The following is an 11,630-nucleotide window of genomic DNA, read 5'->3' as shown; positions in this document are numbered from 1 at the left end:
TGCCTGTGCTGGCGGTCGGTCGGGTCAGTTATTGCCCAGATGGATGTCGGTGATCACCGGATTGTGGTCCGAGGCCCGCCACGGCTGAGGGCCTGACAGGGCGGAGCGCTGGTTGTAGGCAAGTGCCCGGGCTTCATCGGCATTGATGTTCCAGGTTTGCGCGTGGCGGACCCGAGGCTGCAAGTGCCTGTCGGCCAGGCTGTAATCGAGCGAGCCCTTCTCACCCCGGTAACGATAGCTGTGGTAGGCGCAAGCCTCCGGCCCGCAGGGGTAAAAGCGATGTACCTGGCTATGGTATCCGGCCTGTCGGAATCTCTGAACCGGTGTTTCCATGGCATAGCTGTTGAGGTCGCCGGTAATCAGGGTGCCGGCGAATCGGGCGGGAGCGGGCAAGGAATCCAGCCAGCGGATCAGCGCCCCGGCTTCTTCGCTGCGGCGATGGCTGTAGCAGCCCTGACCGTCTTGCCGGTCGGTCTCCTGGCCGGAGGCTTGCCGGCAGGATTTGGATTTCAGGTGCGGCACCACTACCTGTAAAGCATCACCGCCGGCTGCGGGGCGAAACGCCTGTGCCAGTGGCGGACGGCCCTGGTGCCGGAATGTACCGGAGCGCAGCCGGTGCGGCTGACCGGCCGGTACAACCCGGTCTGTGCGGTACAGCAGTGCGGTACGAATGGCATCGGAGCCGTCCTGCCCCGGGGTCCTGATGAATGCCCATGGTTCTCCGAGCGTCTCTACCAGTTGCGTGATAGCGCTGTCCGGGCCGTAACCGTCGTTTTCCAGCTCACTGACCGCAAGGATGTCCGGCTTGGCCTGCAGGATGGCACTGCGCAGCCGCGAGGCCTGCACCTCCAGTTGCTGAAGGGATTCGGCACCTCTGGGTGTCGGGAAGCCGTTGCCCCGGCCATTGCCGTTAAAGAAGTTCTGCAGGTTCAGGGCCATGACCCGGACATGGTTCCGGGCCGGAGCCGGTGGTGCGTCTGGGCGGGGATTGTTGCGCTGGAACCGGGGCATCACGGACGGTTGCAGGCGCCACTGGCTGAACCGGAAATCCAGAACGCCTTCAAGCCGGGTTACCCGGTCGCCGGCGCGCAGGGGTGCATCGCCGGCAAGGTTGTTCAGCCAGGGCACGGGGTTGGGCTGGCGCTGGCTTTTGCCGTCGTCCAGAAGTACCCGGTGGAGTTGGTTACGTTGGCTTCGGGCAGCGGCTTTGGCGCCCGGGGGCAGGTGTTCGGTGGGCGTAACCTGATCGGAGCTGGCCAGGGTGAGTTCGCCATAGCGGGCCAGGTTGTAGTGGTCGATCATGGTCAGGGGCTGGCTGAACCTCACTCGCATGTTTTCAAGGTGTTCCGGTACCTCGGGCCAGGGCAGGCTGACCTCAACGGGTTCCGGGAGTGGCGCAGTACCGCAGACTTTCAGGTTCCGGACAGCCACCAGCTCGGTCAGCCCGTGGAATTCCTTGACGGTGCCGGTCACTCGCAGCCGTTGCCCGGGCTTGCCGGTTTTTTTGCGGGTGTAGATAAACAGGGCTTCGGAGGTGGCGGGGTTGTTATCGGTTTCGTGGTCGGCCTGTTGCAGGTAAAAGCCGTTGAAGCCTCCGGGTTCCCGGGCGTCCCGGGTAACTATGCCTTCTATAGTGACGGTTTGTCCGGCCAGGGGAGAGCGGGTGCCATCAGACTGGATGCGATGGATGGGGGTTGCCGGATCGCCACAGGAGGCCGCCGCCGCTGCAGGTAGCAGGGCGGCGAGGATCAGGCTGATAAGGGGTATTCGTTCTGGCTTGGTCACCGGGCCAGTCTAGCAGAGACCGGCAACCGCTTTGAGTGCCCGTTCCCGTTTGCTGCCAAAACCGAGTTGGTCGGGATTGGCCAGTTCCACCTGTTGCACCAGCGGGTCCGGGTGCAGGTTATCCAGCGTAATGCCCATGCGTGCCAGCACATAGGGTGCCAGGGCGGCGCGGGTTTCAAGGTGCAGCCTGCCCTGTTCCATGCCGTAGTCATTGGCAATGATCTGCTGCTGGGCTTCGGTCAGCCGCTGGTCGGGGGTAATTTCCAGGCTTACCATGCGCTGCCAGTCGTCATCCTGGCCGGCGGTTTGCCGGGCTTTCTGGCGCAGGGCTTCCGGGTGCCCCTGGAAACGGCTCAGGGCAAAGTCCCGGAACTCGCGGTTGGCATGGCACCAGGCGCGAACGTGCCAGTTATTGCCGGTACACACCAGGGTATGGGGTTCCAGCAGGCTTTCAGCGGCTTCTGGGCGGCTCAGGGAAATATAGCTGGCGCGCAGCTGGCGGCGGTAACGGGTTGCGGTTACCACCGCACGCATGGTTTCCGGCGCAACGTGGCGGCAGGGCTCCACGACCACGGTGTTGCCGGGCAGGCCCAGATCCAGCTCCGAGAAGGTGGCCCCGAGCCTTTGCTGGCGGGCCAGCAGGTCATGGTATTCGCTGACCTGGCCATGGGTGACCACCGGTTTGAAATCCCGGGCGGGGACATAGCCTTTAAGGTGCCGGTCGTAGACCAGGTTGCCCGGTGCCAGCTCCCGAAGGTAGGTATTGATGTCTTTGGAAGCCTGCTGCCGGCCGATTCCGAAACTGTGGCAGATGTGGTTGGTGGTCAGCCGACCTTCCCACAGTGCGATGGTTTCGATGAGTCGATAGCGAAGCAGCAGATCCCAGCGAATGGGCCAGTCCGTTTTCTTCATAACCAAGCGCTCACGATCCAGTAATTTGCGTGGCATTCATGTTACCCGCTCCCGTCACCGGGGTGTGTTACGGCCCATTAATGTAAAACATTGTCAAACGGGGCGCCAGCAGCGCCTTCGGTTTCGGCAAGTGCCTAGTGGTGCCGGCCTGGTGTGGCTGGTTAAATACCTGTCTGCAGCAACTTTTAAGGCTGCTATCTTTTATTGATTCCAATCCAGATTTCCCAGCCGGAGTTGCCGATGACCCGAATGGTCGTTTCTTTGTCTGCCTTGATCATGAGCATTGTGCTCCTGGTCAGCGGCAACGCCTTCCTTATGACTCTGCTGGGTATCCGGCTGAGTATCGAGCAGGTGTCTCCGGACGTGATCGGCTGGGTACTGGTGTGCTATTCCATCGGCTTTGTGCTGGGCACATTGTATGTGCACAAGATTATTGGCCGGGTCGGCCACATCCGTGCGTTTGCGGTGTTCGCGGCGATGGCTGCGGTGGCCGCACTGTTGTATCCGATGGCGGTATCCACCCTGTTCTGGGCGGTGTTGCGGGTATTGTCCGGTTTCAGCGTGGCCGGCGTTCTGGTGGTGATCGAAAGCTGGTTCTCCAGCCGCGCGACCAACAGTAATCGCGGTGCCATGTTTGCCGTGTACCAGATTGTGTTCTACCTGTCCGCCGCCGGCGGCCAGCTGATCGTGAATGTGGGTGACCCGGCCAACTTCCTGCCGTTTTCACTGGCCGCTATTTTACTGGCCCTGGCCCTGATTCCGCTGTCCCTGACCCGCATGGAAGCACCGGTGATCGAGCAAGCTGCCCGGATGTCGGTGTTCAAGCTGGCCCGGGAATCTTTCTCCGGGGTTGCCGGGGCGCTGGTCAGCGGGGTGCTGATTGGTGGCTTCTATGCCCTCGGGCCGGTCTACGCCACCCTGGTGGGGCTGGATGTGGCGAAAACGTCCACCTTTATGGCCAGTGCCATTGTTGCCGCCATGCTGCTGGCCTGGCCGCTGGGCCGGGTGTGCGACCGCTTTGACCGTCGTCGCGTGATGTTCTGGGTGGCCCTGGCGGCTGCCAGTTCGGCGGGCGGTGTGGCGGTGCTGGGCGCCGGCAACCTGGCCTTGCTGACCCTGCTGGTGGGGCTGTTTACCGGATTGTCTGCCACCCTGTACCCGATTGCTGTGGCTATTGCCAACGACCGCATGGACAGCAACCGTATCGTGGCCGCCAGTGCCACCCTGCTGCTGAGCTATGGCATTGGCAGTGTCATCGGGCCCATCGCCATGGCCGAGCTGATCAACCAGCTGGGGCCGTCGGGCCTGTTCTACGGCAATGCCGGTTTCCTGCTGGTCCTGGCTGTAATCACCAGCTACCGCATTACTCACACCGACGATGTGCCGGTCGAGGATCAGGAGCACTTTGTGCCCGCCATGCCGGAGGCTTCTTCGGTACTGGCCGAGCTGGATCCGCGGAACGAGGATTTCCACGAATCTCCGGAAGTGGAAGAGATGCAGGAAGAGTTGCGCCAGGCTGGCTGACGCAACTTGCTGAAACTTTCGGTTATCACCGATTATATTTTCACTTCGGTATCTGTATTTAAATCAACGATTAGCATACTATTGGTGAATATTCAGCAATAGTAAGTTTTCGTCAGTTCTTGCCCGGGCGTGGTTTGCCCCGGAGCAGATCAGCCTCAGGAGTAGATTGTCATGAGAGAACAGTTCCCCTTTGCCGTTGCCCGGGTTACCCGCCGCTGGCGTAAAATGCTTGATGAACGCCTGAAAGACCTCGGTGTTACCCAGGCCCGCTGGAGCACCATGTTCTACCTGCAGGAAGGCGGCGAAGGCCTGACCCAGCGCGAACTGGCGAGCCTCATGGCCATCGAGAACCCGACCCTGGTGCGCCTGCTCGACAGCCTGGAACAGCAGAACCTGATTGAGCGCCGCCCTTGCCCGAACGACCGCCGGGCCCGTCGCCTGCACCTGACCAAGGCGGGTGTGGACTTTATGGAAGAGCTGACACAGAGAGCCTCCGACCTTCGGGAGGAGATGCTTGAAGGGATTTCCGACAAGGATCTCGAGTGCACCCTGAAGGTGTTCCACAAGATCATGGAAAACGCTGAAAAGCAGAAGTAACCCTTGGCGGATAATTCGGTCGAGGGCCTGAAGGCTCGATACGGCGACCGCTGGCGCTGGCTGGCGGTCATCACGGTTGTGATGGGTACCATGGCCACGGTGCTCAGCGCCACAGTGGTCAACGTTGCCCTGCACGACATCATGATGGAGTTCGGAATCCGTCAGGGGCAGGTGCACTGGCTGGCGACCGGCTTTATCGCCGCCATGACCACCACCATGCTGGCTTCCACCTGGTTGCTGGACCGGTTCGGTGTGCGGCTCACCCTGGCCTGTGCCATGGCCATGTTTACCGTCATTTCAGTCATCGGCGGCTTTGCCGAAACTCCCGGCCAGCTGATCGCCGCGCGGGTGGGCCAGGGCGCGATGGCGGGCCTGATGCAGCCAATGGGCATGTTCCTGGTGTTCCGCATTTTTCCGCCTGAACAGCGTGGCCAGGCCATGGGTATCTATGGCATGGGTGTGATCCTGGCACCGGCCCTGGGCCCGGTACTGGGCGGTTTTCTGGTGGACCAGTTCAACTGGCGCTATGTGATGTACGCCCCGGCACCGGTGACCCTGCTGGGGGTGTGGATGGCCTGGCGCTTTCTGCCACTACCCCGCTCCCGGCCGGCCAATTATCCCTTCGATTTTCTCGGCCTGGCATTGCTGGGCAGCCTGATCGCGCTGACCCTGGACACCCTGACCCGCCTGCAGGAACTGACCGGCCAGGAAATCCGGGTGCTGGTTCAGGGCATGGTCGCGGTTGCCCTGCTGGCGGCCTTCCTGTTCCGTGCCCGCACGGCCCGTTATCCTCTGATAAAACTGGACTTGCTGCGCCGTCCGGTATTCCTGTTTGCCACCCTGGGTGCCATGGCACTGGGCCTGGCGCTGTTTGGCTCTACTTACCTGATTCCGCTGTTTGTACAGACCACGCTCGGCTTCTCCGCAACCGAGGCTGGCCTGCTGATGTTGCCGGCTGGTATCGTTCTGGGAATGACCTTCCCGCTGGCCGGACGGCTGGCTGACCGGCGCAGTGCCCGTAGCCTGGTGTTGTTTGGTATTGTAGTGTTTGCCCTGTCGGCGGTGCTGTTTGCGGTAACCGGGCACCTGGTGGGCTTTGGCTGGCTGGCATTCTGGGCCATTCTGGGCCGGATCGGCATCGGCTTCATGCTACCGGCGCTGTCTACCGGGGCCATGAACCCCCTGCCGCCGGAGTTGATGGGGGCGGGTTCCAGTACCATCAACTTTGCCCGGCAACTGGGCGGCGCACTGGGTGTTAATATCGTGGCGCTGACCATCGAATTCGGGGCGCATCAGGGTGGGCTTCCTACCTTTTCCGCGTTCCAGTCGGCCTGGTGGCTGGTAGCCGTGTTCGTGGCGGTAGCCGCCATCCCGGTCTGGAAGATGCGCAGCTGAGTTTTCATATAAATTTACCCACCGGAGGCCTTTCTGAATGGATGCTTTTCTCGCATCGACCCTTGCCGTAGCCATTGCCGAGATTGGTGACAAAACCCAGCTGTTGTCGTTGTTCCTGGTTGCCCGCTATGCCACCCGTACCCCGATCATCCTGGGCATCCTGATTGCTACGGTGCTTAACCATGCGCTGTCCGCGTGGATTGGCGCCTGGGTGGCGGCACAGATTCCGGCAGCCTGGCTACCCTGGATTCTTGCCGTGAGCTTTATTGCCATTGCCCTGTGGCTGCTGGTGCCGGATAAAGACGACAGCGACGACTCGAAGTTTCTGGGCATGGGGGCCTTCATGGCCACCACCATCATGTTCTTCCTGGCCGAAATCGGTGACAAAACCCAGATCGCCACGGTGGTACTGGCGGCAAGGTATACCGAGACATTCTGGGTTATTATCGGAACCACCGTTGGTATGCTGATTGCCAATGTACCGGTTATTCTGGCAGGTCGCTGGCTGATGGAGCGCCTGCCCCTGGCCACCGCGCGGATCAGCGCCAGTATTCTGTTTGTGGCGCTGGCGGCGGTTACCATTTGGACAACCTTGATGAACTCCTGACGCCTTCGCCGGTCTTCTGGTGTGGCAGGATTTTGAACAGGAAACAAAGATGATGCAGTTGAAGTACCGTTTCTCGTGGCTGCTGGTGCTGTTGCTTGCCAGCCTTGGCATGCAGGCCAGTGCCCAGCCTGCGCCGGAACCCGGGCCCGGGGAGCAGGAAGATGCAAAGGAAGAAATCGACCGGTCTCCGCGGGTGCCAACCTTTCCCCTGAACGGTGACCTGGCGGGGGAGCTGCAGGTATTCACCACCGCCTATGAAGACACCTTTGCCGGCATTGGCAACGAACTGGCGCTGGGCTACCTGGAACTGGTTAAAGCCAATCCCGGCGTGGATCCCTGGCTACCGGGGGACGGCTCGGTGATTACCCTGCCCCGTATGTATGTGCTGCCGGACGTGCCGCGCAAGGGCATCGTGATCAACCTGGCCGAATACCGTCTTTACTACTTCGCGGAAGATGGCGTGCAGGTGTATCCGGTAGGCGTGGGTACCGAGGAAAATCCCTCACCGCTGACCAACGCCGAAGTGACCATGCCGCTGGAGTCTCCGGCCTGGTATCCGCCGGCCAGTATCCGGGCCGAGTACGAAGCCTCCGGCGATTTCCTGCCCCGGATGATTCCCCCGGGCCCGGGTAATCCGCTGGGTTCCCATGCCCTGTTGTTGAGTGAGAAAGGCTACCTGATTCACGGCACCAACAAGCAGTTCGGTGTCGGCATGGCGGTCAGCCATGGCTGCTTTCGCATGTACAACGAGGATATCTCCCGCTTTGTCTACCAGGTGGAGAAAGGCACTCCGGTACGGGTGATCCGTGAATCGGTGAAGGTCGGCCTGTCGGGTGGCGAGGTCTGGCTGGAAGTGCACCGGCCCCGGGAAGATTACACCGCAGAGGATCGCGACAAGCTCTGGCAACAGGTGTTCGAGAAAGTCGAAACCTTTGTTGAGGAACATCCGGACGTGCAGGTGCGGCGACAGTCTATCGAGATTGTCGTAGACCAGGCCGATGGCATTCCCACCATGATTGGCGAAAAGCTCACGCAGATGGCCTCTGAAAAGAGCGCCGAACCGCCCCGGGAACAAAAAACCGAACCCGGACAGACGCTGTACTTCTGATAGCGTGGCGGGATCGAACAAGGCCCCTTCTCACCCTGTACCCGGGCTACACTCGCACCGGGATGAACGAAAAGGTGAAAAACACACCGTTTATTGTGGATGCACAGACCGGGTGCCGTGCTATGGTGAAAGCCATAGAAGCCGGAAAGGCCGAGCACTTTGTGCCGGCCTGGCCCTGGGCACCGCTGGGTTTCATTATCAGGCGCTTGCCGGAGGCCGTTCTGGCGCGCATGTTCTGACCATCCCGACCGGAGGGCATGATGCACGCACCGCCATTCCAGAGTCGATCCAGCCACCGGAGGGCAACCTTCTGGGGCTTGGTGTTCCTGGCCGGAGCCCTGTTGTTACTGGTCAGCCTGTCATGGCAGGTACTGGCCCAGCAGGAGCGGCGCGGAACCGCCCTGGTGCTGACCGTGGAAGGTGCCATTGGCCCCGCCACCATGGATTACGTAACCCGGGGTCTTCGCCGGGCCGAACAGGATAATGCCGGGCTGGTCATCCTGGAGCTGGACACCCCGGGTGGCCTGATGGACTCCATGCGGGAAATCATCAAGGCCATCCTTGCCTCCGACGTACCCGTTGCCACCTACGTTTCGCCCCAGGGCGCCCGCGCAGCCAGCGCCGGTACCTATATCCTCTACGGCAGCCACATCGCGGCCATGGCGCCCGCCACCAACCTGGGTTCTGCCACGCCGGTACAGATGGGCGGCCTGCCCGGCTCTCCGGAACCAGAATCTCCTTCCCCTGCAGACGACGCACCTGAAGACGCCAGCGAAACCGAAGACGCCAGCGCTGAACCGGAAAAACGCCGTGGTGACACCGCTATGGAACGCAAGGTGCTGGAGGATGCCGTCAGCTATATCCGTGGCCTGGCCGAGCGCCACGGCCGTAACGGTGACTGGGCGGAAGAGGCTGTGCGCGAGGCGGTAAACCTGGGGTCCAGTGAGGCGCTTGAGCTGAACGTGATCGATGTGGTGGCTCCGGACCTGGCAGGACTGTTGTCCGCCGTTGACGGTCGCACCGTGCAGATGGCCTCTGGCCCGCGCACCCTTGAAACCGCCGGGCTGCAACTGGTTCGGGCCGAGCCGGACTGGCGCACCCGCCTGTTGTCGGTGATCACCGATCCCAACGTGGCCTACTTCCTGATGATCATCGGCTTCTACGGCATTATTTTTGAGTTGGCTAACCCGGGGGCCGTGGTGCCGGGCGTGATCGGCGCCATCAGCCTGGTGCTGGCACTGTTTGCCTTCCAGGTACTGTCGGTGAATTACGCCGGCCTGGCGCTGATTATGCTGGGGTTGGCATTTATTGTGGGGGAAGCCTTTGTGCCCAGCTTCGGGATACTGGGTATTGGCGGCATTGTCGCCTTTGTGACCGGTTCGGTGATCCTGATGGATGGCAGCCACCGGCAGATTTCCCTGCCCACCATTGGCGGAACAGCGGTGGTGGCTGGCGGCTTTATGCTGTGGACAGTCACCCGCTTTATCGGCCTGCGGCGCCGGCACCCGGTCAGCGGCAGCGAGCAGATTGTCCATGAACATGGCCTGGCGCTGGACGATTTCAAGCCGGAGCATGACCAGTTCCTTGGCCATGTGCGGGTCAGTGGCGAGCGCTGGAATGCCCGCAGCGGCTCGGCCATTACGGACGGCATGGAAGTCAGGGTAACCGGCATCGATGGGCTGACCCTGCAGGTAGAGCCCGGGTCTGACGCAAGGTAGAACAATCACAGGCAATACAAGGAGGCCGTATGAATCTGGGTGATTTCATTCCCTATCTCGCACCCACCGTGGTGCTGTTGCTGATCCTCGGGTCAGCGATCAAGATCCTGCCCGAATACGAGCGTGGCGTGGTTTTCTTCCTGGGGCGGTTCCAGGGCGTGAAAGGGCCGGGCCTGATTATCGTGATTCCCGGTATCCAGCAGATCGTTCGGGTAGACCTGCGGGTGATCACGCTGGACGTGCCCAGCCAGGATGTGATCTCCAAAGATAACGTGACCGTGCGGGTGAACGCCGTGCTGTATTTCCGGGTAGTGGATCCGGAAAAGGCGATTATCCGGGTGGAAGACTATGGCGCGGCGACCAGCCAGCTGGCCCAGACCACCCTGCGTTCGGTGCTGGGTAAACACGACCTGGACGAGATGTTGTCAGAACGTGACAAGCTGAATGCGGACATCCAGGAGATCATCGATGCCCAGACCGAGGAGTGGGGTATCAAGGTGGCCAACGTGGAAATCAAACACGTAGACCTGAACGAATCGATGATACGCGCCATCGCCCGGCAGGCCGAGGCTGAGCGGGAGCGGCGGGCCAAGGTTATCCACGCCGAAGGTGAACTGCAGGCTTCAAAGAAACTGGTTGAGGCGGCAGAAGTGATGTCGGCCAACTCCGGGGCCATGCAGCTGCGCTACCTGCAAACGCTGGCGGATATGAGCAATAACAACTCGTCCACCATCGTGTTCCCGCTGCCGATGGATATGATCAAGAACTTTCTGGACAATCAGTCCGGAAACAAGGCACCTGACAAGCTGGATCAGTAACTCCCTGACTTTTCAAACGCCCACAAAAAAGGCCGGTTGAACCGGCCTTTTTCTGCTTTGCGTCAGCCTTACTTCTGGCTGGCACGCTCCAGCATACGCTTGGCGCGCTCGTTCGCTTCGTCAGCGGACTTCTGAGCAGCGCGGGCAGCAGCCAGGGCTTCTTCAGCAGTCTGCTGAGCAGTGCGAGCATCGCTTGCAGCGCTGTTAGCAGTGTTCAGAGCGTTGTTGGCAGTCTGCTCAGCGGAGCTTGCAGTTGCATTGGCTTCGTCGAGAGCAGCCTGGTCAGTGGTGGCACAACCTGCAGTCAGAGCAGTGGCCAGTGCAAACCCAGCGATCGTCAGTTTACGCATGGTAAATCCCCTTATTGGTCGTTTTATTTCCTGTGATCCAGAAGTCAGTATAGACGACTTCCTGTCAGCTATGCCCGATAGGCAGTGACTACCGGAGTCGTTAAACAGTGTAAAACACTATGAAGCAAAATGTTAACCGAGGATAGGTAAAAATTCTTAGCTTATGACAACAACTTAATCGGCGTGTCATGAACGTACCGGGTTCAGGGCATGATCCGGATGGGGGTGCCGTCGTTGACCAGGGCCCAGATCTCATCCATCTCTTCATTGGTCACGGCAATGCAGCCCTCTGTCCAGTCCAGCCCCACATAGGCAAAGGCCATGTCGCCGACATCGTTGGGTAGGCCGTGAATCATGATGCTGCCACCCGGGTCGAGCCCCCAGGCCTGTGCCAGCTCCCGGTCTTTCGGGCTCGGATAGGAAATATGGATGGATTTGTAGAAATCGCTCTCCGGGTTGCGCCAGTCAAGGGTGTAGTCGCCTTCCGGGGTGCGGGAGTCGCCTTCATAAAGCTTGTGGCCGACCGGGTTGTCGCCCAGGGAAATCCGGTAACTGCGCACCTTGCGGTCGCCACTGAGCAGGTGCAGGCGGCGCTCGCCTTTATTCACTACCACCTGGGTAATTTCGAAGTGGTCAGCCAGCTCGGGTTCCGGGATAGCCGGAGTCATCCGGGTGTCGGCCCGGGCTAACAGCTCGGTAGCCCCGGCAAAGGGGGTAAGGAGTGCTACAAAAACGATCAGAAAAGCTCGAAAAATCATGGCGCCGGCGATGGATATCCAATGGTTAAACTTTATTCATGCAGTTTATAACACAGCG

Annotated in this window: 12 protein-coding genes; 8 read left to right on the top strand and 4 right to left on the bottom strand. The window is 60.7% G+C overall.

The window, feature by feature from the left end:
* Positions 1-24: 24 nt before the first annotated feature.
* Together LWH94_RS14750 and LWH94_RS14745 are read right to left on the bottom strand one after the other, a co-directional pair.
* Positions 25-1,785, bottom strand: a complete 1,761-nt coding sequence (locus LWH94_RS14750; RefSeq protein WP_232902701.1) for an ExeM/NucH family extracellular endonuclease — start codon at positions 1,783-1,785, stop codon at positions 25-27.
* 9 nt (positions 1,786-1,794) lie between these two features.
* Entirely contained in the window at positions 1,795-2,697 is a 903-nt protein-coding gene (locus LWH94_RS14745) for a helix-turn-helix transcriptional regulator (RefSeq protein WP_094624548.1), read from the bottom strand.
* Positions 2,698-2,937: 240 nt separating this feature from the next.
* On the opposite strand from LWH94_RS14745, the gene LWH94_RS14740 reads away from it, so the two are divergent.
* From LWH94_RS14740 to LWH94_RS14705, 8 genes are all read left to right on the top strand, one after another.
* Entirely contained in the window at positions 2,938-4,221 is a 1,284-nt protein-coding gene (locus LWH94_RS14740; RefSeq protein WP_232902700.1) for an MFS transporter, read from the top strand.
* A gap of 171 nt (positions 4,222-4,392) precedes the next feature.
* A complete protein-coding gene (locus LWH94_RS14735) occupies positions 4,393-4,818 on the top strand; it encodes a MarR family transcriptional regulator (protein WP_022990491.1) in 426 nt (141 codons plus the stop codon).
* A 3-nt stretch (positions 4,819-4,821) separates the two neighbouring features.
* A complete protein-coding gene (locus LWH94_RS14730) occupies positions 4,822-6,213 on the top strand; it encodes a DHA2 family efflux MFS transporter permease subunit (RefSeq protein ID WP_232902699.1) in 1,392 nt (463 codons plus the stop codon).
* A 37-nt stretch (positions 6,214-6,250) separates the two neighbouring features.
* Complete coding sequence (locus LWH94_RS14725; protein ID WP_232902698.1) at positions 6,251-6,820, top strand: TMEM165/GDT1 family protein; 570 nt, start codon at positions 6,251-6,253, stop codon at positions 6,818-6,820.
* Between the two features lie 52 nt (positions 6,821-6,872).
* The gene (locus tag LWH94_RS14720; protein WP_232902719.1) at positions 6,873-7,928 is read left to right on the top strand and encodes a L,D-transpeptidase family protein; all 1,056 of its coding nucleotides are present in this window, start codon (positions 6,873-6,875) and stop codon (positions 7,926-7,928) included.
* Between the two features lie 74 nt (positions 7,929-8,002).
* On the top strand, positions 8,003-8,167 hold the full coding sequence (locus LWH94_RS14715; protein WP_232902697.1) for a hypothetical protein: 165 nt from the start codon (positions 8,003-8,005) through the stop codon (positions 8,165-8,167).
* Between the two features lie 21 nt (positions 8,168-8,188).
* The gene (locus LWH94_RS14710; protein ID WP_232902718.1) at positions 8,189-9,646 is read left to right on the top strand and encodes an NfeD family protein; all 1,458 of its coding nucleotides are present in this window, start codon (positions 8,189-8,191) and stop codon (positions 9,644-9,646) included.
* Between the two features lie 29 nt (positions 9,647-9,675).
* Positions 9,676-10,464, top strand: a complete 789-nt coding sequence (locus LWH94_RS14705) for a slipin family protein (protein WP_058342252.1) — start codon at positions 9,676-9,678, stop codon at positions 10,462-10,464.
* Positions 10,465-10,532: 68 nt separating this feature from the next.
* Here the strand turns inward: LWH94_RS14705 and LWH94_RS14700 are convergent, their stop codons facing one another.
* Together LWH94_RS14700 and LWH94_RS14695 are read right to left on the bottom strand one after the other, a co-directional pair.
* Entirely contained in the window at positions 10,533-10,814 is a 282-nt protein-coding gene (locus LWH94_RS14700; RefSeq protein WP_232902696.1) for an Lpp/OprI family alanine-zipper lipoprotein, read from the bottom strand.
* 203 nt (positions 10,815-11,017) lie between these two features.
* Positions 11,018-11,572, bottom strand: coding sequence for a L,D-transpeptidase family protein (locus LWH94_RS14695; protein ID WP_232902695.1), 555 nt, complete (start codon positions 11,570-11,572; stop codon positions 11,018-11,020).
* Positions 11,573-11,630 lie beyond the last annotated feature (58 nt).

Source organism: Marinobacter sp. G11, assembly GCF_021282325.1.
Taxonomy (GTDB): domain Bacteria; phylum Pseudomonadota; class Gammaproteobacteria; order Pseudomonadales; family Oleiphilaceae; genus Marinobacter; species Marinobacter vinifirmus.
This window is presented reverse-complemented; position numbering and strand designations above follow the sequence as displayed.

Excerpts from the sequence above, each read along its gene's own strand:
- LWH94_RS14745 (WP_094624548.1), bottom strand. The coding sequence starts at position 2,697 with ATGAAGAAAACGGACTGGCCCATTCGCTGGGATCTGCTGCTTCGCTAT.
- LWH94_RS14740 (WP_232902700.1), top strand. The coding sequence starts at position 2,938 with ATGACCCGAATGGTCGTTTCTTTGTCTGCCTTGATCATGAGCATTGTG.
- LWH94_RS14735 (WP_022990491.1), top strand. The coding sequence starts at position 4,393 with ATGAGAGAACAGTTCCCCTTTGCCGTTGCCCGGGTTACCCGCCGCTGG.
- LWH94_RS14725 (WP_232902698.1), top strand. The coding sequence starts at position 6,251 with ATGGATGCTTTTCTCGCATCGACCCTTGCCGTAGCCATTGCCGAGATT.
- LWH94_RS14720 (WP_232902719.1), top strand. The coding sequence starts at position 6,873 with ATGCAGTTGAAGTACCGTTTCTCGTGGCTGCTGGTGCTGTTGCTTGCC.
- LWH94_RS14710 (WP_232902718.1), top strand. The coding sequence starts at position 8,189 with ATGCACGCACCGCCATTCCAGAGTCGATCCAGCCACCGGAGGGCAACC.
- LWH94_RS14705 (WP_058342252.1), top strand. The coding sequence starts at position 9,676 with ATGAATCTGGGTGATTTCATTCCCTATCTCGCACCCACCGTGGTGCTG.
- LWH94_RS14700 (WP_232902696.1), bottom strand. The coding sequence starts at position 10,814 with ATGCGTAAACTGACGATCGCTGGGTTTGCACTGGCCACTGCTCTGACT.
- LWH94_RS14695 (WP_232902695.1), bottom strand. The coding sequence starts at position 11,572 with ATGATTTTTCGAGCTTTTCTGATCGTTTTTGTAGCACTCCTTACCCCC.